Consider the following 21741-nt stretch of genomic DNA (forward strand, 5'->3'; position numbering starts at 1 on the left):
TCAGTTAGATTGAGTAGTTGTTTTGATCCTGACAACCGAGCTGGCGTTTGCCCCTATGCGGTCCGAATTATTTTCCCTTTTTCGGCGCTTCTTTCGGGTTATACCAACCCTCGCGCACGATAAATACGCGGTCGTTGACGCGCTGCTCGTAGGTTTTATCGAAATGCTCGTTCGTCGTCAGTTCGAGCTGGTATTTGTAGCTTCTGCCTTTCAATGCCGCGCCGTAGAGCTTGCTCAGGTCATATTCCACGATGTCCGAGTATTTGTATTTGTTCAATGCGGAGTTGGGTACGTGCCTGCCGTTGAGCCAGATCCCGAAAACATCGGCGCGTTTCCAGTTCTCGAAAATTTCCGGCGTAGGTGCCTTTTTGACGGGGATATCCATCCGGAAGAGCATGATTTTTTTGGCTTTGATCTGCGCTTTCTGCGAGTCGTTCATCCGCTCATACACGGCATAAAGCTCATTTTCGACTTCCGGAGATGGATTGATGTGAAAATCGGTGCGGCCTTTTCCATTCTTTACTACCCGGGTGTTTTGCTCGATCGTGGCGAAGAATTGCTGCATTTCCGCTTCGGAGACTTCTGCGGAAACAGGGGTGATTTCCACTTTCTTTTCCAGTTTCGGCGCTGGCTTCGAGATGGGCTGTTGCGAATAGGTTTTTTCAGCCAGGGCGAATGCGAGTGCCGGCAGCAACAGTGCAACGACAAGTTTTTTGGCAAACTGGATGCGGAGATCAATGGTGGTAGTCATCATGGCTAATCGTTTTTTGGTGAAAGGATAATTGAAGGAACTGGCAAGCGCCGTGGCACGCTGTGCCAGGAGCGTGTCGAGCAGCAGCAACTGGTATGCTTTTACATCCGTCGCGCCGGCCAGCACCGAGTCGTCGGCCAGGTACTCGTGGTTGAGGCGGATGGTGCGTCGGTAGAGCAGGAGCAGCGGGTTGAACCACCATAATGCGATAAGCAGCTCTGTAAAGACGATATCGGCTGAATGCATTTGCCTGGCATGGGCAAGCTCGTGGGTGAGTATTTCGTTTGGGATAGCCTGGGTATCAAATGCTTTTTGAGGTAAAAAAATGAATTTGAAAAAGCTGTGAACCGGCATGTCTCTCGGCGTGAGCACGAGTTTTACACTTTTAAACGGGACCATACGGCTACCGGACCTGGCCCGAAGCATCGCAAGCATTTGCATGCCCGTTCGCGTCAGCAGCGCAGTCGCGACGAGCCCGTACAGCAGCCAGGGCAGGCAATCGGGCAGGGTCGTACTTTCTTGTGCGGGACCGGGCGGAGGCGAGTCGTTGGCGGCAGTCATGTGCGAAGGCTGCACAACCCGACTGACTGTCACTACTTCCTGCGCCATTTGCGGCGGCATTTCAATGGTTACCAGCGGCGCCAGCAGTGAGAATGCCATCGCTGCCAGCAGGTAAAACCGATTGAAACGAAACATCTTCTCCCGTTCCAGCAGGAAATGGTACACCGCGAGTAAGATGCCCGAGCAGACGATGCATTTGATGAGATAGCTAACCATTTTGCTTGCGTTTGATTTCTTCGTCGATAATGTTTCTTAATTCCTCCAACTCGCTGGTCGTCATGCTCGTATCCCGCGCAAAAAACGATCCGAACTGTGCCACAGAGTCGTTGAAGAAGTTTTTGATGATCCCGTTCACCTGCTTGGAGAAATAGTCGCTCTTCTTCACTAATGGATAATATTCGCGCGAGTTGCCGTAGAGCGTGTACGCGACGAAACCCTTGTCCTGCATGCGTTTCAGCAGCGTAGCCACGGTGGTCGTGGCCGGTTTCGGGTCCGGAAAGCATTCGATGAGGTCTTTCATGAATACCTTTTCCTTTTGCCAGAGGTATTCCATGAGCTGTTCTTCGGTTTTACTTAGTGCCATGACTATTTGCGCTTTGTTCTACAATTGCATATTGTACTCTACAAATGTAGAATTAAAATTGACAAATAAAAATATTTCATGCAGCGTTTCGGACTATTTTTGTCACTGATAGTTTTTAAGTGTCACTCTCACAATCCTATGATCCGCACATTTTTACTGATCCTGCTTTCTACCACGCTTATCCACGCGCAGCAATTCCGGTCTGTCGTACGCGGGAACGTCAAAGATGCCGACACCGGCCTGCCGCTCGCGCAAGCCACCGTGCAGCTCGACGGCCAGGGAAGCGTGACCGACGATGCAGGTAGTTTCCGGTTTGAAGGCGTGGAAACGGGCAGGCACACGCTGACGGTGTCGTTTGTGGGGTATCAGACACTGGTCATTTCCGAGATCCTGCTCGAATCGGGTAAGGAAAATGTGCAAGAGGTGCGACTGGCCGCTACCGGCCGCCAGTTGCAGGAAGCGACGGTATCTGGCAGCAGGCCGCCGGCATTTAACAGCGTACAGGCCATTACGGCGGAGCAAACGCTGCGTTATGCCGCTACCTACCTCGATCCGGCGCGCGTGGCCACGTCGTTCGCGGGCGTCGCGGCAGCCAACGACCAGGCCAACGGTCTCGTGATCCGCGGCAACTCGCCCAACAGCATGCAATGGCGGCTGGAAGGGGTGGAGATCGTGAACCCCAACCATTTGTCGAACGCGGGGACGTTCAGCGACCGGCCTACTTCCGCGGGCGGGGGCGTCAATATCCTGAGCACGCAACTACTGGCAACCTCGTATTTCCTCAATGGCGCGTTTCCGGCGCAATATGGCAATGCCGTGGCGGGCGTGATGGATATGCGGCTGCGCAAAGGGAATGACGAGCGGCACGAGTTTACGGCGCAGGCGGGACTGATCGGTCTTGATATTGCTGCCGAAGGGCCATTTTCGAAGCGTTCAAAAGCCTCATACCTGGTTAATTACCGCTACTCGTTCACCGGCCTGCTGGGCGCAATGGGCGTCAATTTCGGCGGCGAGGACATTCGTTTCCAGGACCTTTCGTTCAATTTGAATTTTCCATTGAAAAAAGGCGGTAATCTGACTGTCTTCGGGCTGGGCGGCATCAGCAGTAACATATTCAAGCCCGAGCCGGACTCGACCAAATGGGAGTTTTATAAAGATTCGCATCACATCATTTATAAGAACAAAATGGGCGCGGCGGGCGTAACGCATGCGCTACCCCTGGGGCGCCGGGCAGTGCTCAATACGACGTTCGTGATGTCCGGCCTGCAAACTTCACGGGCATTTTATAAAGGCGATACCAATACCGTCGAGTACGCTTTCCCCATCGAGGACGATTCGCTGACCAAAAGTAAGGCGACGGGGAATATGACTTTCAACTACCGTTTTGCCGGCGGCGGAAAGCTTAAAATAGGGGCTTTCCTGACGTTTCAGTACGACCGCCTCGCGCCGTTGTACGCCTATGAGGAGTTCAAATCCAGGCTATTTCAACCATTCGCGGAGTGGACGGTACCGATCGCGCCGGGACTGACGGGCGAGGTCGGGCTGACGGCCAGCGTCAGCAAAGTGGATCTCTGGCGTGCCCATACGCACCGTACACTCGAACCGCGCGCTGCATTGCGCTGGCAGGTGACGGACAGCCAGAAACTGACCTTCTCTTACGGCCTGCACAGCCAGCTGCCGCTCGCGCAGCTGTATGCGGCCGGTTTCTCCGTCACCGGTTTCTCCGGCAATCCCAACCTGGGGCCGGCCCGGGTACATCATTTCGTAGCGGGTTACCAGCGTGATTTCCGTAAAAGCAACAGCCTGAAAATCGAGGCTTACTGGCAGGAGCATTTGGATGTGCCGACCAATGGTGAAGATTTTTCGGCCTTGAACCTGATCGAAACGCGGGTGAGCACCGGCCTGATGAACACCGGAAAAGGCCGCAACTACGGATTGGAAGCCACCTACCAGCAGCTGCTCAGCCGCGATTTTTACATGGTGGTAGCCGGCTCGGTATACAGCGCCCGGTACCTGACGGGCGGCAACGAATGGAGGAAAGGCCGTTTCGATGGCCGGCATACATTCAGTTTTACCGGCGGAAAGGAGTTCAAATCCGGCGCGCGCATTTTGGGGGTCAATACCAAAATTCTCTGGCTCGGCGGCTTCCGCGAGACGCCGATAGATCTCGAAGCCTCCAAAACCGGCCAGCAAACGGTATACGTGACCGGCGATCCATTTGCATTGAAACTGAAAGACTACTTCCGCCCCGACCTGCGCATTTACCTCAAAAAAAGCCGGGCGTCATACAGCACGACGCTCGCGCTGGATTTGCAGAATGTTTCGGGCACAAAAAACAAGGCATTCAGCTACTACGATGCATTTCAGCAGAAGATTGTGAAACAGAAGCAGTTGGGGCTGATCCCGGTGCTGAGCTACCGGTGGGAATTTTGATGCACGAAAAAACTTTTACGCCCCGCTGAACTTTCTGCATTTTATAATTGTAACCATTCTGCAATCAAACTTTGGCTTTGTCCGAAGCTGCACTACCAAATGGGGGTGACTGGTTTTGACAGCGGGCTGAGGGCTTGTGTGTAAGCATGTCGGGAGTTGAGAGTACCTCCCGGAAATAATATTCTCAAACAATAACTGGCGAATCTACTTACGCCATGGCTGCCTAATCCGGAGGATTAAGCAAATGCCATCATCTCTCCACCTCACGTGCTGCCGGGTGGGTCCAGAGGTGTCGAACCGCAGCGCTGGTTGGTATATTGATGCGTAAAACCAACGAGACCCTAGTATCTAAGGCTTAGACGCGGGTCCGCCGTGCACCTTGTCTGGCTCGAAAATCTAATCACGGATAAGCATGTAGAAGGCGCAGGTTTTCCCTGTTCTGGACCGGGGTTCGAATCCCCGCATCTCCACCAGAGTAATAATCAAATCTTTCAAAAGCCCGTAAAATTGATTTACGGGCTTTTGCTTTTTCCCACCATTCCGAGTTCTGGCCAAAGGGGCGAATTCGAGGAAGATGAATTTTACGGGTATTTAAGTGTTTGATTATTAGTGATTTGTGGAAATTGTTCGGCTCCTTTCGCTTCCGCACTGTTACAATCGAATATTTTAAAGAGCCCGTAAATCAATGATTTGCGGGCTCTTTATTTTCTGCTCGATACATCAAATTATTCATTTTCTGACAAAAGCAAAGGGGCGAATTCGGGACCGATTTCCAGAGACCGAAAATGGTCCCGAACTCGTCCCTTTTAGGGGCCTGACGCGTGAAGCCACGACCGACGAAGTCAGTGACCTACGAAAGGAAAACGCCCGACTGAAAGAAATGGTGGCAGACCTGTTTTTGCGGTATGACGATCTGAAAAGGACCGTTGAGCTTGCCGTAAAAAAGACGCGTATTAAAACCAAAGCCAAACCTAAGTTACTGTCAGATAACGGAGCGTGTTACATATCCAGCGAACTGGGCGAATATCTGAAAAATACGCTTCAAATGCAGCAGGTGCACGGTAGGCCGGCCCATCCCCAGACCCAGCCGGGCGGCCGGTGCCGGTAAAATTGAGCGTTATCATCGCACTATGAAAAATGTCGTCAAGCTTGAAAATTTCCTCCATCCAGACCAGCTAAGGGAGGCAATCGGCCAATTCGTAGACCGCTATAACAACCAGCGGTACCACGGGTCCTTGAACAACTTGACGCCCGCTAATGTCTATGTTGGTCGGGGTGCGCTCATTTTGAAAAGAAGGGAACAGATCAAAACTCAGACCCTCAAGCAGCGGAAAATTCAGTATCTAAACCAAATATTTATAGCTTTATAAACCCGAAAATACGCTCTAAGCTGTTGTCCGAGTTGGTTTGACTACATACAGCCTTGAAAAAAGCAGCACAAAGAGCAGTTTTTATGGCGGCAAAACGCAAAGTATCAATGGAGGAAACCGATATTGAACATTATGAAGCATTCAAGGCCAACAAAGTAATCCCGCAGGTGCTCGAAGCGGAAATTTTGCGGGCGCTTTCTTTTTATCCTTCCCTGGTGCCCGTGAAAATCCGGTTTGTGTTCAAGCAGCGGATCAAAGGCTCGGTCATGCAGGCGCAGCCGCTTATTACGACCATGTTCGGCACTGCACGCGAATACAGGATCAATATCAGTGCCTTGTTCCGCCTTACCCACACTGCCATCCCCATTCGCCAGGTTCCGTCTGATATTCTCATCGGGTGGATAGGGCATGAGCTGGGACACATCATGGATTACGAGCAGCGCAACCTGTGGGGAATGTTGCGCTTCGGAGCAGGATACTTGTTTTCTTCGTCATTTGTAAAGAATGCGGAGCGAGTAGCGGATACCTTCGCCGTCAACCACGGACTGGGCAACTACATTCTTAAAACCAAATATTTTATCCTTGACCACGCAGCATTGCCTGAAAAATACAAGCAGAAGATCGCGCGCCTCTATCTTTCCCCAGATGACATTGTGGCCCAGGTGCGAGCTTTGGAAGCCCAGGGCAACCCGTCAGGGCTGGCCCGCCACGAATGATTCAAATTCCAGGAAAGCTTCCTCTTTCATTACCCGCGGGATTTTTACCTGTCCGCCCTTTTTCTTGGTTTCCTCACTCCATTTGTAAAAGATTTCTTCTGGTATCAGCTGTACTTCCACACCTTTCAATGCCCGGCTGCGGGCAACTTTGTAATTTTTGTTGTTTTCCTGTAAGGTCTTGTCGAGCGCTTCTGCCACTTGAACAGCGTCAGGGCGTTTATCGCAGCTCAGGAACCATTTGTGAACGTAATCATCGCCGCGGTGCACGGCAGCCACAATGAATTCCTTGATTATCACATCAAATTCCTGCTCGATCACCCGTAGGCCGTCATTCATCTGGTTCACAGATAATTGGGAACCGGTCACATTCAAAAATTGCTTGGTCCGGCCCGTGATCCTGATCTCGGCCCTCGCTTTGTCTGTGATGGTCACTGTGTCACCGATCATGTAGCGCCAGGCGCCAGATACAGTGGTAACCAGCAGTACATATTCCACATTCTCAGATGCGTCGGCCAATGAACAGACCGGCGCGCCAGGTTTTATAAGACCTTCATCGTCGACATAATCAGGTGAAAATGGTACAAACTCATAGAAGATGCCGTTGTCCGGGAAAAGCGCCATGGCCATCGTGTCCGGTCGCTTCTGGATGGCGATAAAGCCTTCGGAAGCCAGGTAGGTATCAATGTAAACCAAAGGATGCGCGAAGAGGCGTTCCAGGCTTTTTCGATAGGGTTCAAAAGCGACACCGCCAGTGGTATACACTGCCAGTCCCGGCCAGATTTCGTGGATGTTAGTGAGCTTATGGTAGCTGACGATCTCTTTTAACATCAATTCCACCCAGGAAGGAATGCCAGAAATACAGCCGATATCCCAGTTTGGCGCCTCCTCTACAATCCTTTTTACTTTTTCGTCCCAATCGGTGATCGATGCAATTTCCAGCCCTGGTTTATAAAAGCTGCCAAACCAGCCCGGCAGGTTGCTCGCGCTGATCCCGCTGATCTCGCCCAAAAGGAAATCATCCTGCCCGATCAAATTGGTACTGCTGCCGAGCATGAGTATTTGCCGGGTAAAAAAGTCGCCGGGCAAATCGAATGCACCGATATTGGTGATTTCCGAAATCCCGGCCTTGCGGATGCATGAAAGCATATCCTCAGTAACCGGAATGGATTTACTGGCGCTGGTTGTCCCGCTGCTAAGCGCAAAATATTGCTGACCTCCCGGCCAGGTTACATTCTGGTGACCTTCCAGCAAATAATGCCACCACTCGTTATATATTTTGTCATAGTCGTGGATGGGTACCTTTTCCTGGAATGACCTGATAACATCTTCGTCAGCAAGGATTTTAGAAAATTGGTATTTTTTCCCGAAAGCGGTGAAGCGCGCATTTTCGAGCATGTTTCGTAAAACATCCTTTTGAGCAGCATTTGCATGCGGTTCGCTAATGATCTTTCCCGTAATGTCCAGGGCTTTTTTGATCAGGTCGCCAATAACAGCCATAAATTCGTTGAGTGGTTAAGCTTTTACTCAGCACCTTTCAAAAACCTATGCCATCAAACGGGAATGGTTTTATTGCCAGACGGGTCAACCAAATTACATCAGACCTGAAAACTAAAAACCAGGAGTCGAAAACATTAAAAAAGGACCCTACCGAGAAATTTCCAGAACCACCCTTTCCCAAACAGCGGCAGGAACCGCCTGGTTTGTTTTGATCCATGCTTAGGCCAATATCGTGCCATGGAAGTAGCTTAAATTAAAATAATTGAAATTGGCCTGATCTCGATCTTGGTATAGATTTTTTTTATTACCTGTGCAAAAAACAATTTTCGAAAGCGATAGTGAACCAAGCTGCCATTTCTGTTTTAACCATCGTCAAATCCCGGTCGGACGCGCTCGAAAACCTGGTTCGTGGCCTGGAAAAGTCTGTCCTCTATCCTGCCGAGCTTGTAATCGTAAATATGAACGAGCCGGCAAGCCAGCTTACTTCTCCATATTTTCCTGTTCGTGCTTTTGAATTTGTTTCGTTAGAAAAATTACCGCTTGCCGCCGCCCGGAATTTTGCTGCCAAGCAAGCTGAATTCCCGTTTATGATATTTCTGGATGTGGATTGTATCCCATCGCCGCAATTGGTGGAGAGGTATTTGAACGCGCATCGGCAGTCTGACGACCTTTGGATCGGGCCTGTCAGGTACCTCCGGCCAGAGGCAACAAGGGAAAGTGATTTTCTTTCCAAATTGATGGAATTAAGTTCGCCCGACCCGGTGAGGGGTAATTTGGAGCAAATCAGCCATGCGCTTTTTTGGTCGCTGAATTTCGCTTGCAGCAGGCGCACCTACGAGCGGATTGGCGGCTTTGATACGCGCTTCACCGGGTATGGGGCAGAAGATACCGATTTTGGGTTTGCGGCCAGAGTTTGTGGCATTTCGCTTGGCGTTGTCGACGCAATGGCATATCACCAGTACCACCCCAGCTACGATCCGCCGCTTAACCATTTTGAAGATATTCTGATGAACGCCAGGACTTTTTTTGAAAAATGGAATCTATGGCCGATGGATGGCTGGCTACGGAAATTTGAAAATGCAGGGCTCATCAAATGGGAGGCTGATGAGATCCGGATTTTGCGTAAGCCAGATGACAGTTTGATTCAAGCGGCACTTAAATCAAACTGATCTTTGATGAAAATTCTTATCCCATAATGCGTGGAGCCGTTTTGAAATGTCTTCCAGGGCCGTATTGGCGATCACACCATCCCAGCAATTTTCCGACAGGTTATCTGCCTGCCCGATGATTTTCCCCCAGGCTACATTTTCCAGGTTCGGGGGATGAACAACCACCGCCATTTTATTTTTTTCTAATAAGGCTGCCTTGCGGAGCTGCTCCTGAAACGGCCGTTCTTCGGGTATGCAGATGAATTTTTTCCTCAGGTCGGCCATCTCCATTACGGTGTTGTGGCCCGCATTACCGACGACAATTTCGCATTTGGAAAGTACAGTAACCGGGTCGTCAAGCTGTCCGTGAAAAATGACATTTGCTGCGGGGATATGTTTTGTTCCAGGAATGTTGCCGATCACATGGACGCACCTGTCCGGACACTGCTCTGCCAGCGCACTGACAACAGTCCCATTCAGCGAAGTCCCGCCTGAACCTGCCATAATCCCGATCGCCCCTGGCTCAATTTCATTTTTAAAACAATCTCTCCCGGAATATTTTGAAAAACCGCCCGAAAAGAACGTTTTATCATTTACCCAGTCATAGGGAGAGGGGCTCATCAGTTGCTCTGACGACGGCGCGACCAGCAGCTGCGCGCTTTCATAGGCATGCAGATGTGGCATATCATCCCGGTCACCATTCTGCCGGACCACCACGGTAGGAATCCCGCATAATGTTGCCAGCAGTGTAACCTCAGCAGAGACATCCACTACCAGGATTACAGGAAACAAAGCATGCAACGTCTCCGAAATCAACGCGGCCCGCCTGGCCACCTTTTCAACATTGATGGGTACATAATGCAGAAAGCCCACTTCCATCCTGGACGCAAACCGGTCTTCGGGACCCGGCACATCTTCCGGCAGGTGGATACATCGGATTTCCTTTGGAATAATGGTGTCGAAACGGGCCAGCCCGCTTCCCAGAAATGTTACCTGAGCATCTGTCAGACGTGACGCGATCGCCAGCGCACGCATCAAATGCCCCGAACCGTGGTGATGGATATAGAAGGCAAAATTAGCTGACATCCGACCTGATCTTCATTTCAACACTCTCAAAGGCTATTTTCTTGAATAAACCTTCATAGGCATCCACCATTTTCTCCACGTCGAACAGCTCTTCGGCCCGTCTCCGGCAATCCGCCCGGTCAAATTTTGAAGCCTTGTCGATGCAGTCTGCCAGTTCCTGAATATCTTCCCCACTGCATAAACTGCCGGTTTGTGCGTCGAGCAGATGGGGTAATGCGCCTTTCGCGATGCCAGCGACCGGCGTCCCGCAAGCCAGCGATTCCGCCACTACCAGCCCGAAAGGTTCGTCCCAGCATGGCGTGATCAATGCAACGTTAGCATTGCCGATGAGCTCATTCAACTTTTGATGATCGCATGACCCCAGCAGCTCGATAGAATCGTCCAGTCGCGGCAAAATTTCTGTTTCGTAATAATGCTGGTCGCTGATCGCCCCGGCAACTTTCATTTTTTTATCGGAAAGTTTAGCGGCTTCTAGTGCCAGGTGCAATCCTTTGTCGGGATGAATGCGCCCGAACCACATGATATAACCGCCCTCATTTTCGGGGTAAAATTGCCAGGCCGATAAATCGATCCCATTATGAATAACCTCACATTGAGGCGCGTACGCTTTCCAGTTTTCCGCATTGGATGTAGAAACGGATACATATTTGACACGCCCATAAGCCTGTTCGCGACGTATCGCATTTTTTAGTTCAAATATCGGTGGCGTGTGCAGTACAGTGACCATCGGCGCTTTGACGAGCACCGACATCATGATCGGTACATAATTGAGACTGTTGTTGAAAATAATGTCCAGCTCATCCTTATCAATTTCCTGCATCATTTCTACGTAAGCGTGATGTGTGGAAATATATTCAGTGCTCAGCTGGCGGGATGTAAACTGCGATGAGGTAATTGGCTGATAATCATCCTCACATAAGATCGGCCGCACATTCAGGATAGGGTCGGAGCCAGCACAGGCGTATAGCAGCACATCGTGGCCCCGGGCCAGCAATCGTTGGCAAATGTCATAGGTAAAAGCCTCCAATCCGCCCATGAAGGGCTTCGTGATCGGATATTTCAGGTGGGCAATAATTCCAATTTTCATGTTGAGTAAAGGTATAGTTTGATGAAGTGACTGGTTGTTGATGAGACGCTTGTGCTGTCGGCGACGCTAGCCCGACAAATAAAACCGTGCCGGTGACAAAGTGTTTCTGTAGTTGCTGGTATGAATTTTAAAACCCTTCCGGCAACATCAATCCGGAGCAATGTGATCCTTCAACCAAAAGAAGTCCTTACCGAGCAGGAGGTGAAGAACGGGCTCAATACCGTTCTGAAAGAAGGGATGACCACCGAGGCCATGGTGACCCTTGCCGGGGGCACGTTTATGGTTGCATTCGCGATCCTACTGGGGGCGAGTAATTTTCAGATCGGGCTGCTGGCTTCTTTGCCCACATTTACCAATATTTTTCAGCTGCTGTCGGTGTTTCTGATCCGCAGGTATAATAACCGGAGGGCTGTTTCGGTAATTTGCTGCATCCTAGCGCGTATCCCGATGGTACTCCTAGGCGCAATGCCGTTTTTCTTTCGCGATCAGGCGCCGGTTGGCCTGCTGCTTTTCTTTTTATTCTTCTACTATTTCTTCGGCTCGGTGGCCGGCCCGAGCTGGAATGCCTGGATGAAGGACCTGGTGCCAGGTGACATGCTGGGTGCATTTTTTTCGAAACGCAGCCGGAATTCCCAAATCCTGAATGTGGTACTCAGCATCATTCTCGCATTCGCGATCGACTACATGCGCCGGCACGCGCCCCAGTATGAGCTGTATGTGTATGCGATTATGTTTATGATGGCGGGTGTCGCCGGGCTGGCGGCAGTAACGTTATTGGCGCGGGTACCCGAGCCCAGATCTTATTTGCCCAATGAAAATATCCTGAAAATGTTCGTGAAACCGCTGCGGGACACCAATTTTCAAAAATTGCTGGTTTTCAATTCCTTCTGGTTGTTTGCAGTAAATCTGGCGACGCCTTTTTTCACGGTCTTTATGCTGAAAACGCTGGGACTGACGATGACCTACATCATTCCGCTGACGATTTTGAGCCAGTTGTCGAGCATTTTCACCATTGGCTTCTGGGGCAAATTTGCCGACCGCTACAGTAACAAAACGATTATTTCCATTACTGCGCCGCTCTATCTGGCATGCGTCATTGCCTGGTGTTTTGTCGGCATTTATACCAACCTGGTTTCAAACCTGGCGTTGCTGGCAGCCATCCATATGGTGAGCGGGTCGGCCAATGCGGGCACGAACCTCGCGCTGACCAACATAGGTTTGAAACTGGCCCCTTCCCGGGAGGCGATTGTTTACTTATCGGTCAAAAATATCATAACCTCGGTCTTTTCCTCGCTTGCCCCCTTGGTAGGCGGGTACCTGGCCGATTACTATACATTAAGACAACTGCGGGTGATCGCTGAATGGAGCGGGCCAAACTTGCAGAAATCCTTCCGGCTGCTTTTGCTGCACGAATGGAATTTCCTTTTCCTGATTGCCGCAGTGCTGGCCGTGGTAGCCCTGCAATTCCTGCCACGTGTGCGCGAAGCCGGGGAAGTTCACAAAAGTGTGGTAAAAAGGATTATGCGCACCAGCCTGCGCAGCAACTTGCGGGATTATTTTGTGATCGATGTGCTGATCAACTGGCATTCAACATTGAACAAGATGCTCAAAAGCAGCCGCGTCAATTAAGGAGGGCAGCAAACAGATTGAGGATTTCAGGAATTAGTGCCAACTATCCCGGAATGACAATGCGCAATATGAAGCCGAGGCCAGGTCCGGGCGTTTTTCGCATTGCTGACCGGCATCGTGGTCTTCCTTTCAGGTCTGGGGCTGGTAGGGATTTCGACACTTAATATCAGGCGGAGAACCGCTGAAATTGGAATACGCAAAGTTTTGGGCGCCATGGTAAGCGAGATACTTGCTTTGTTGACGAAAGATCTCCTCAGGCAGATTTCTGTCGCGCTGGTAATTGCGGTTCGCTGTTCCTGGTATGTGATGGACCGCTGGCATTAGTCTTACGCGTACCAAACAGAATTAGGTCCCTGGCTTTTCGTGGCCTCCGGGGCCTTCGCTTTCCTGGTTGGATTATTGACAATCAGTTTTCAGACGATCAGAGCTGCGCTGATGGCTCCCGTTGCCGCGATAAAAGTGATTGAAGCATTTTCACTCTATCCATCGCTACTAAGTTTCCAACTTTATTTTTTGAATCAGGGTTAAAAGTCTCGTCAGGTGTTCGGTTTGACTCCTTGTATCTCCACTAAAAGTCTGTTAATCAATTATTTGTATGCTTTTTTATTTTCGCCAACAAATTCACCCCAATCAAATAGGGCACAAGCAGGGTTATAGCTGGAATATAGGATACATAATTGGCAATTGCGAGGGGCGCAGGGAGGCTGGCGGGCAGAAGGTTTAGTATCGCACCCAAACAACAGAAGAAAATATATATACGGCTGGCAAGCCGACTTAGATGGCCCGATCTGCTTAGCGCATAAGCGAACACAGCTGTGCCGCAGTAGATCAGTGTTACTTCAATCAATCTTACAGCAGTAAAGGCAGTCGATACTGTTTGAAGCCAGTCGGGCCTGGCGGGCGCCCCTGGTTGAGAATATTTCACAAACACATTCGTCAGAAAAAATCCCCAGTAGACCATGTTTGCGATGAAAAGCGGAAGTGCAATTACAAACATCGTCCTCCCAATCTTTGCGAAACGCAGACCCGGGCCGCTTCTAAGCATATCATAAAGTCTTAAAAAACCAATTGTGGTGCCCGTACCGCTCACGATCAGAATGCAGTATCTCAACTGCTGTTCCCATGCCAGCGCTGCCCACCCCTCGGCGGTTTCCGGCGGCGGGCCCATCCCGGCGAAAATTGAAATAGGTGCCCAGGACATGATCAAGGGCCATGCAACGCGGCGAACCGTTTCGTTTTTTACGCGTCCGAGTGTCCGGACAGCCAAAAACATGAGCAAAATATTCAGGAACCAGCCCGGAAGGTAAATCCAATAACCAAGGTGCCCGAAAATGAAGGCCATCGCCGTAACCAGGAACGGCACGGCGAGGAGGAATACATAACTCAGCTTTTGGGAGAAAGTTTTCATTAATGCATAATGTGAAGTACAGATCAATGTAAGAATGAGAAAGGACAATGCAATGCCCATCTTTACTCCGTTGCTTTCACTACTTGTTTGCCCAGTGCCAGAATGAAGCGGCATCATTTATTCAATCACTATATCAACCAAGGTATTGATGGAAAGCTTCGCGAATGTTTCAAACCTGTATCAGTAGCGCATATCGAATAGTCCGCAAATGCTGCAAGTGCTTCTCTACTAGCATCATCCATGACAATTAGCACTCTCACTCGCCTCCCGCAACTGAGCGCGTCGATGACAAAATCCATGCCGCTACGGCGGACCGTTCCAGGTGTCATTCAAAGTCTGGGCCTCGACTAATGGCTGCTTGGGTCTTGTTAGGAGACGTCTTTTTCGCTTTCGTCTCAGTTTGAGGTTCATGTTCCGGTAAACTCTGAGTACACGTTTACGATTCCAGAGCAAGCCCTGGTTTCGCAGATTGCCGTAATACCAATCGAAACCTCGCGGCTGAAAGTTTCACTTCCATTATGTTTTTCCAATATTTGGTAACAATAGTTGCCTTAAAGGCCTACGCCTCCGGTCACTTCTAGGCGCTGGCCGTTAACCCATTTCGCATCTTCACTGCATAGAAATGCCACTACGCCCCCAATGTCATCAGGCAGCCCGACTCTTCCGAGGGCGGTAATGCCTGCCACGAAATTTCGGATTTCCGGCGTGTCCTGCATCGTACTGCCACCAAAAATAGCGCCAGGTGCGACTACATTGGCGCAGATTCCCCGGGGCCCCAATTCCATTGCAAGGTATCTTGTGTAGACATCAATCGCACCTTTCATGATTGCATAGGCAGATACGCCAGAAAAGGTTTGGCGAGAAACTGCGGACGATATATTAACGATCCGGCCGCCGTCTCTCAAATGGCTCAGCGCTTGCTGAGTGAAGAAATACACGCCCTTTAGATGAATGTTCATCATTTCGTCGAATTGCGCCTCGGTTGTTTCGGTAACGGGAGCCGTAAGGCTGGTGCCTGCATTGTTGATAAGGAAATCGAAGTGGTCAGTTGCAAATTTATCTTGCAATGTCACTTGTACCTGTTCGAAAAAAGCAGGGAAGTTCATGGTCTCCGAGGTGTCGAGCGGCAATGCAACAGCTTTGCGGCCAAGCGCCTGGATTGTAGCAACAGTAGCTTCTGCTTCCGATTTGTTGCTGCGGTAGGTAAATAGTATATCGACGCCTTTTTGCGCCAGGTTGATCGCAATGTTTTTTCCAATTCCACGGCTTCCGCCGGTAATAAGTGCTATTTTCTGAGTTGTCATATAACTTTTGTATAAAATAAAAACCAATACAAAAGTCCCGCAAATGAGCATATGACGGTTTGTTGCTGTCAATCAATTTTATGTATAATTCAAACTTTCTGCCTGACGGCGAAATGCACCGGGAGAATAAGAGGTTTCATTTTTGAAGAATTTGGCGAAATGCGCAAAGTCGGAAAACCCCAGGCTGTCGGCGATTTCGGCGATGGTCCAATCCGTATGCAGGAGCAATGCCTTGGCTTCCTGCACAATGCGACCCGAGATGAGCTCTGTGGTTGTCAGTCCCGTAGAATCCCGGAGCACTTTATTCAAATGGTTGACATGTACGGCGAGATGATCAGCGAACTGTTTTGCAGTGCGCAGTGCGATTTTTTGCTGCGGATTCTCAAGCGGAAATTGCTTTTCCAATAACTCGATAAACAAAGAAGTAGTCCGGGCAAACGCACTGTGATTGGGATGTAGCATCGTAGTCGATTGCAGCTTTTGCCCGATATGTACAAGTTCGAGTGCATATGCACGCAACAGGTCATATTTATACACATAATTAGATGTGATCTCGGTCTCCATATTGTCAAAAATGCCCCGTACGCGTGCAGCCTCGCTTTCTGATAATGCGTAAACAGGGCGTTCCGGCGACTTGAAAATGGGCAGCTCGTCGAGGATCACGCCGCTTTTGGTTGGGTGGAAGAAATCGGCGGTAAATACGCAAAATTGTCCGGTTTGCCTGCCAATAGGCCACCAGGTAAACGGACTTTTGGGCGTCGTGAAGATCAGCGAGGGCTGGGTGATCTCGACGGTGCGGTCGGGATATTCTGCCCGTGATTTTCCGGTCAGAAAACTGATCTTATAAAAGGCACGACAGGCGTAAGGTATTGCAGGTTTCTCTCGACTTGACTGTGTAAGTTCGGTCAGATTGAACACATTAAAATGTCCCACTTCGTGCTGGATTCCCTCCGGCAGCAATGCGCTCAGTTCTGTTGACGTGCCGTTGGACAAGCTGTTGCAAAGTTTTTCAAATGAGGTTACGCCCATAATGCTCTTTTGTGAAAATCAAATTTACAAAATAACAGGAAAAGGCGAATATCAGTTTGCATCAATACCGGTCTAACTAATACACTCACAGCCATGCCTCTGGTTTTTGTCTTGGATAGCTCCCTGCCGTAGAATAACTGTTAAATCACACTCCACTTTCCTTGCGCATCATGCTTAAGAATGCCGGCGTGATGCCTAAATAACTGGCAATGTGTTTTTGGGCGATGCGTTGCTCCATCCCGGGGTGGCGTTTACGGAACTCGAGGTAGCGTTCTTCGGCGGTTTTGTAAAGTTGGGAGGTTATGCGACGCTGGTAAAGCTCAAAGCCATTTTGGTTAAGGATACGGAAAAAGCGCTCAAACTTCGGGATGGTTTGGAACAGTTCTTCCAGCTGTGGTAACGAAATATAGTATACTTCGCTGTTTTCCAGTGCCTGAATAGCATTTACTGCGGGTTTTGCCGTAAAAAAGCTCACAATATCGCAGGTCCACCAGTTTTCGGGATAAAAGCCGATGATATGGTCTTCGCCGCTCTTATCGGTATAAAATAAGCGCAGGCAGCCGCGCTTTACAAAATAAATGTAACGGTCGATTTCTCCTGCACGCAGCAACCAGGTACGTTTCTTCACTTCCTTAATCTGAAAGAAGGCAAGCGCCTGCTCCTGTTCATAGGGGGCAAGCGCTATGTGCATGGCAAAGTTATTCAGGATCAGCTGGTGCATGTGCTAAGATAAGTATCACAACGCAAACCTGCGCGTCATGTACAGTTTTAGGTCGGCCAAAGCTGCCAGGCGCAGTGGTTCGGCTATATCGCGGTAAGCATCGCTTTGCGCCACGGTTAGAAATGCTTCGGCGCTCGTATATTCCACAATGAGAATGGCGTCCCAGTCTTCGCCTTCATCAGCCACTACGCTGGCTAATACGCCGCTCAGCAGATTCACTTTGGCTTCCATCCCTAACATTCCCATCACGCGGTTAAATGCCGGGAGGTATTCTTCCATGTACAGGCCGCGGTCCCTGAATTTAAGCATATTCAGCATTAGTACCGGTCCTGTGCCTTGCACGGTGTCCGGAATTGTTACCACTCTCATTGGTCGGTCTTTTTGCAAATGACTTCATGTTCGGTCTCATTCCACGCACTGGTGTAAATGAGAATGATTCCTTCTATAACTTTTATATTTTCCATAACGCAAAGGTCGCCCGACCCGGCTACAAAAAAGTTCAACTGGTTGAAGATTTTGAAAAAGTAAGATTGGTGGTATCAAAGCATAATAACCTGATATTTCACGAAGCTGCCATCTTTCGGGTTAAAATACACCTCTCTTTTTTTCATTGCCTGAATCGACTTTTTTGCAGGTCTTTTCTACTCATGACTGCGTATCACCTCTTCCAGCTTCCTAACTAACTGGGCCGGCTGCTCGCGCATGGGGTAGTGCCCACCTTCCATCGAGTAGATTTTCCAACTTCGTGCCCGCGCTTTATCAAGCCCCATTTTATCATTCAACGGGTTAGATTCCCCGTTTTTGGTCATCACAATGAAGGCGGACGGTATCGTTTTAACTTGCGGGTTGCCGATTTTCAAAGGTTCGGTAAAAGTCTTGAAGGGTTGTGGGAGATCGCCTGGGATACCCGAACTAGATTTGCCGAAGGGATATTGCATAACGCTGTCTTTGACGAAGGGTGCCATCATCTGGTCCCACAATGGGCCGCAGACGTCGCGGGCGCTCTGGCCGTTGTCGGGGACCATCGCGTCCAGGTAAATGAGCTGGCCAATCCGGTCGGGCACCTGCTCGGCGACACCGGAAATAACCATTCCGCCAAAGCTATGGCCTCGGAGAAATCCACCGCGATATTCCCGACATTTCACCGAAAATGCTCTCGCAGGAATTAAAGGCGCTGGAAGAAAACAAGCTCATAACCCGCACCCTGCACGACAGCATGCCAGTGACGGTTGAGTATGCGCTGACGCCGCTGGGCATGTCGCTGCGCGAACTTTTGAACGAACTACGGAACTGGGGCAAGCACTTCCGGGACGAAATCGTAGGCAAATGAAGACTTCTACAACCGCCTTACGTCCAGCTGCCGGTCGAGCAGGTACGAGAGGTGTTTCTCAGCAATGGCTTTTCGCCCGATTTCGTCTCCAACCTGATTCAGATGGGCACCGCGATGAGCACAGGTTATATGAATTACCAGAAGCGGGATGAGTCCACGACGACCGCAACTACGGCGGAAGAGTTTGCTGGCGAGGTGTATGCGCCTACTTTTCAACGATAGTAGATCGATATGGGATGCACCCTCAATTCGGCTACAACATTTCCTGTTTCGGCTACAAGCGTTGTGTCACGATCGCGGAATTTTGCTGCGTAAAAATTAAAATGATATGCAGACAGAAACAAAGAAAGTGGCACTGGTTACAGGAGCAAATACAGGCGTGGGATACCAGATCGCTAAATCACTGGCTGATGAAGGCTATACCGTTTACGTCGGTGCCAGAAACCCCGACAAAGGGGAGGTTGCCGCTACCGAGATTGGCAAACAGTCAAAAGCCATTCAACTGGATATTACCGATTCCCGATCCATCGACGCAGCAGTAAAGCAAATTCAAAGCGAGGCCGGATGCTTAACGCTGCTGGTCAATAACGCGGCCATCTCGAATGCAGGGAAACCTGGGCGCACGATGGAGGAGGTCCTGGGAGCCCAGCGCGCCAGCATCGCACCGATCGACGAAATGAAGAAGGTTTGGGAAACGAATGTGTTTGGCACACTTGCCGTGACACAAGCCTTTTTACCCCTATTAAGGAAGGCTGAGAAGGCGCGGATTGTGACCGTGTCGAGCGCATTGGGTTCTCTTACTTTGAACGCCAATCCAGCTAATCCATACCGCTCAGCCTTCGATGCCGTCTATGGGGCATCCAAAACTGCGCTTAATGGTGTTTTCCTTTCGCTGGCCATCGATTTAGCGAATACCAATATCAAAGTACACCTGGTAAGTCCTGGTTTTACGGCCACGGCTCTGAATAATTTTCAGGGGACCGATTCGGTGGAGGAAGGGTCTATAGAGCCAATAAGGGTGGCCTTGTCAGAAGACCTGCCGACAGGAAGTTTTACAGGACCGGCCCATTATGCGGGAGCAGACAACATTGTTCCGTGGTAATAGTAGCAATGCTAAAATCCCGTGGCTGGAAACAGTCGCGGGGTTTTGATACATTTATAGGATGAAAACTAAGGACGACAAATTGATACGATTCATAACGATATCGGAAACGCACGAGGCTTTTGGCTTGCCCAAACCGCAGCATCCTTTGATCAGCCTGGTCCATTTCAACGAGCGCAACCCTTTTAATACCAGCATGGCGCCGATCTATGACGTGCTTAGCTTCTATAAAATCACTTTCATTACCGATAACAACGGAAGGCTAAAATATGGAAGGGACTATTATGATTACGATGAAGGAAGCATGCTGTTCCTGGCGCCTAACCAATTAGTGGGCAGCACAGATTATAATAGCAGGACCTATTGTTACATCCTGCTCATACATCCCGATTTTTTACTGGGCTATCCTTTGGCGAGTAAGATCAGGCAATACGGCTATTTCGCATATTCAGCCAATGAAGCACTGCATTTATCCGACACGGAGAAGGAAAATATCCTGTCGATTTACAGGAACATGGAACAGGAACTCAACAGCCGCGTGGATGAATTCAGTCAGGAACTGGTGATCGCCCATGTCGAATTGTTATTGAGCTATGTCAACCGCTACTACAAGCGGCAGTTCATTACCCGTAAAGTGGTCAACGATGATATCCTGTCGAAAACGGAAGCCATACTCGATCATTATTTGAACAGCCAGCAATCCCTTCATGACGGGGTTCCTACCGTTCAATTTCTCTCTGAAAAACTGAACATCTCGCCCGGTTACCTAAGCGATTTGCTCCGTTCGCTGATCGGGCAGAATGCCCAGCAGTACATCCATGAAAAACTAATCGAGAAAGCCAAAGAGCGGCTGACGACGACGCAGCTCAGCATGTCCGAAATTGCCTATGAGCTCGGATTTGAACATTCGCAAAGTTTCAGCAAACTATTCAAAAACAAAACCAATCAGTCTCCGATGGAGTTTAGGGCATCGTTTACCTAAAACCAATCGCCCAGGGCAAGTCAATTTAGAATGGTAAAGGATTGATTTTATTAACTTTGCCAAATGCTAAATGAAGAAACAACTGGAATACCCGGACTGAATGAAGTGGACCTTCGACTTAAAGGTTTTAAAGTTCACGCCCTTCCGGAATCAACAGATCTTCCGGTCAAAGCCGGGCGGCGGGACTTTTACAAAATGGGTTTGGTCAATGGCGCCATGACCATTAATTATGGTGGCCAGCTGGTGGACATCAAAGGAACCGCACTCTTTTTCGTCAATCCGCAAGTACCGCACGCGCTTGTCCGCCGCATCAACCGTACCAGTGGTTACGCCTGTATCTTTACCGAAACCTTCCTCAATGGGCGGGACTTACAGGACTCCCCGCTTTTCAGGGTCGGCGAAAATCCGGTTGTAACGCTGAATGCAGAACAGGCTGCATTTATGACTGGCCTTTTTGAGAAAATGCTGGCTGTTTACGACGGCGACTACCTTTATAAGGGAGATCTGATCAAAAACTACACGACGCTCATCATCCATGAGGCCCTTCGAATACAGCCCGCACAGCATGTTTCTTCTTTCAAAAATGGCGAAAGTCGGCTTACACATCTGTTCAATGAGCAGCTCGAAAAGCAGTTCCCAATAGAACGCAGCGATGAACCGCTCCGCTTGCGCAGTCCGCAGGATTATGCCAGGCATTTGAATGTACACGTCAATTATCTGAACCGGTCCGTGAGGGAAACGACAGGCAAAACCACCTCTGCGCATATTTCCTCGCGCATTATTGCGGAAGCGAAAGCGCTGTTGCAACATAGTGATTGGAGCGTGGCCGAGATCGCTTATGCACTTGGGTTTGAATACCCAGCCTACTTTAATAACTATTTCAAACGCCTGACTGGCGGCACACCGAACACTTTCCGGAAGGTTTGAAAATCATAGTGATTGGTTTGATATTGATTGGCTGTCCGCCCAGCTGCGGCCTAATTTTGCTGTATCATTATTAAATC

At 49.7% G+C, this 21741-nt stretch carries 22 protein-coding genes and 1 other RNA gene; 12 read left to right on the forward strand and 11 right to left on the reverse strand.

The genetic code is table 11. The features are described from left to right. Positions 1-67: 67 nt before the first annotated feature. Complete coding sequence (locus tag H144_RS0104795; RefSeq protein WP_019940903.1) at positions 68-1528, reverse strand: M56 family metallopeptidase; 1461 nt, start codon at positions 1526-1528, stop codon at positions 68-70. Further along, the gene (locus H144_RS0104800) at positions 1521-1895 is read right to left on the reverse strand and encodes a BlaI/MecI/CopY family transcriptional regulator (protein WP_019940904.1); all 375 of its coding nucleotides are present in this window, start codon (positions 1893-1895) and stop codon (positions 1521-1523) included. Before H144_RS0104800 ends, H144_RS0104795 begins: the two co-directional genes overlap by 8 nt. 138 nt (positions 1896-2033) lie before the next feature. Between H144_RS0104800 and H144_RS0104805 the strand changes: the two genes are divergently transcribed. The 5 genes from H144_RS0104805 to H144_RS0104820 all read left to right on the forward strand — a co-directional run bounded on the left by H144_RS0104805 (position 2034) and on the right by H144_RS0104820 (position 6414). After that, on the forward strand, positions 2034-4328 hold the full coding sequence (locus H144_RS0104805) for a TonB-dependent receptor (protein ID WP_019940905.1): 2295 nt from the start codon (positions 2034-2036) through the stop codon (positions 4326-4328). A gap of 101 nt (positions 4329-4429) precedes the next feature. Then, positions 4430-4801, forward strand: a transfer-messenger RNA (tmRNA) gene (gene ssrA / locus H144_RS33685). A 212-nt stretch (positions 4802-5013) separates the two neighbouring features. Then, positions 5014-5436 carry a hypothetical protein gene (locus H144_RS33140; RefSeq protein ID WP_019940906.1) on the forward strand — a complete coding sequence of 141 codons (423 nt, stop codon included), beginning with the start codon at positions 5014-5016 and terminating at the stop codon, positions 5434-5436. A gap of 22 nt (positions 5437-5458) precedes the next feature. Then, the gene (locus H144_RS35055) at positions 5459-5698 is read left to right on the forward strand and encodes an integrase core domain-containing protein (protein WP_019940907.1); all 240 of its coding nucleotides are present in this window, start codon (positions 5459-5461) and stop codon (positions 5696-5698) included. A 107-nt stretch (positions 5699-5805) separates the two neighbouring features. Continuing rightward, on the forward strand, positions 5806-6414 hold the full coding sequence (locus tag H144_RS0104820; RefSeq protein WP_019940908.1) for a hypothetical protein: 609 nt from the start codon (positions 5806-5808) through the stop codon (positions 6412-6414). Here the strand turns inward: H144_RS0104820 and H144_RS0104825 are convergent. Then, a complete protein-coding gene (locus H144_RS0104825; protein ID WP_019940909.1) occupies positions 6391-7911 on the reverse strand; it encodes a GH3 family acyl-acid amido synthetase in 1521 nt (506 codons plus the stop codon). The two genes, H144_RS0104820 and H144_RS0104825, sit on opposite strands and share 24 nt — an antisense overlap. Before the next feature lie 338 nt (positions 7912-8249). On the opposite strand from H144_RS0104825, the gene H144_RS0104835 reads away from it, so the two are divergent. Beyond that, on the forward strand, positions 8250-9080 hold the full coding sequence (locus tag H144_RS0104835; protein WP_019940911.1) for a glycosyltransferase family 2 protein: 831 nt from the start codon (positions 8250-8252) through the stop codon (positions 9078-9080). Here the strand turns inward: H144_RS0104835 and H144_RS31385 are convergent. Next, positions 9072-10145, reverse strand: a complete 1074-nt coding sequence (locus tag H144_RS31385; RefSeq protein ID WP_019940912.1) for a glycosyltransferase — start codon at positions 10143-10145, stop codon at positions 9072-9074. The two genes, H144_RS0104835 and H144_RS31385, sit on opposite strands and share 9 nt — an antisense overlap. Beyond that, positions 10135-11232, reverse strand: a complete 1098-nt coding sequence (locus tag H144_RS0104845; RefSeq protein WP_019940913.1) for a glycosyltransferase family 4 protein — start codon at positions 11230-11232, stop codon at positions 10135-10137. Before H144_RS0104845 ends, H144_RS31385 begins: the two co-directional genes overlap by 11 nt. A gap of 162 nt (positions 11233-11394) precedes the next feature. Here H144_RS0104845 and H144_RS0104850 point away from each other — a divergent pair, with 162 nt between their 5' ends. Beyond that, positions 11395-12861 carry an MFS transporter gene (locus H144_RS0104850; RefSeq protein WP_033402425.1) on the forward strand — a complete coding sequence of 489 codons (1467 nt, stop codon included), beginning with the start codon at positions 11395-11397 and terminating at the stop codon, positions 12859-12861. A gap of 117 nt (positions 12862-12978) precedes the next feature. Continuing rightward, a complete protein-coding gene (locus tag H144_RS35060; RefSeq protein WP_374754581.1) occupies positions 12979-13185 on the forward strand; it encodes an ABC transporter permease in 207 nt (68 codons plus the stop codon). A gap of 259 nt (positions 13186-13444) precedes the next feature. Here the strand turns inward: H144_RS35060 and H144_RS0104860 are convergent, their stop codons facing one another. From H144_RS0104860 to H144_RS0104890, 6 genes are all read right to left on the reverse strand, one after another. Continuing rightward, positions 13445-14269 (reverse strand): hypothetical protein, encoded by an 825-nt coding sequence (locus tag H144_RS0104860; protein ID WP_019940916.1) that lies wholly within the window; start codon positions 14267-14269, stop codon positions 13445-13447. Between the two features lie 551 nt (positions 14270-14820). Next, entirely contained in the window at positions 14821-15645 is an 825-nt protein-coding gene (locus tag H144_RS0104865) for an SDR family oxidoreductase (protein ID WP_308425740.1), read from the reverse strand. A 6-nt stretch (positions 15646-15651) separates the two neighbouring features. Then, entirely contained in the window at positions 15652-16602 is a 951-nt protein-coding gene (locus H144_RS0104870; protein ID WP_019940918.1) for a helix-turn-helix domain-containing protein, read from the reverse strand. Between the two features lie 145 nt (positions 16603-16747). Further along, positions 16748-17323, reverse strand: coding sequence for a Crp/Fnr family transcriptional regulator (locus H144_RS0104875; RefSeq protein ID WP_019940919.1), 576 nt, complete (start codon positions 17321-17323; stop codon positions 16748-16750). 15 nt (positions 17324-17338) lie between these two features. Continuing rightward, complete coding sequence (locus H144_RS31390) at positions 17339-17692, reverse strand: hypothetical protein (protein ID WP_019940920.1); 354 nt, start codon at positions 17690-17692, stop codon at positions 17339-17341. A gap of 272 nt (positions 17693-17964) precedes the next feature. Then, complete coding sequence (locus tag H144_RS0104890) at positions 17965-18414, reverse strand: hypothetical protein (protein ID WP_019940922.1); 450 nt, start codon at positions 18412-18414, stop codon at positions 17965-17967. Between the two features lie 26 nt (positions 18415-18440). On the opposite strand from H144_RS0104890, the gene H144_RS31395 reads away from it, so the two are divergent. From H144_RS31395 to H144_RS0104915, 4 genes are all read left to right on the forward strand, one after another. Beyond that, a complete protein-coding gene (locus H144_RS31395; RefSeq protein WP_262485417.1) occupies positions 18441-18653 on the forward strand; it encodes a winged helix-turn-helix transcriptional regulator in 213 nt (70 codons plus the stop codon). Between the two features lie 328 nt (positions 18654-18981). Next, positions 18982-19755, forward strand: coding sequence for an SDR family NAD(P)-dependent oxidoreductase (locus tag H144_RS0104905; RefSeq protein ID WP_019940925.1), 774 nt, complete (start codon positions 18982-18984; stop codon positions 19753-19755). A gap of 82 nt (positions 19756-19837) precedes the next feature. Then, complete coding sequence (locus H144_RS0104910; protein WP_308425741.1) at positions 19838-20737, forward strand: helix-turn-helix domain-containing protein; 900 nt, start codon at positions 19838-19840, stop codon at positions 20735-20737. Positions 20738-20932: 195 nt separating this feature from the next. Then, on the forward strand, positions 20933-21664 hold the full coding sequence (locus H144_RS0104915; RefSeq protein WP_019940927.1) for a helix-turn-helix domain-containing protein: 732 nt from the start codon (positions 20933-20935) through the stop codon (positions 21662-21664). The last annotated feature ends 77 nt before the right edge of the window (positions 21665-21741 follow it).

This window comes from Dyadobacter beijingensis DSM 21582 (assembly GCF_000382205.1).
In the GTDB taxonomy this organism is placed as follows: Bacteria; Bacteroidota; Bacteroidia; order Cytophagales; family Spirosomataceae; genus Dyadobacter; species Dyadobacter beijingensis.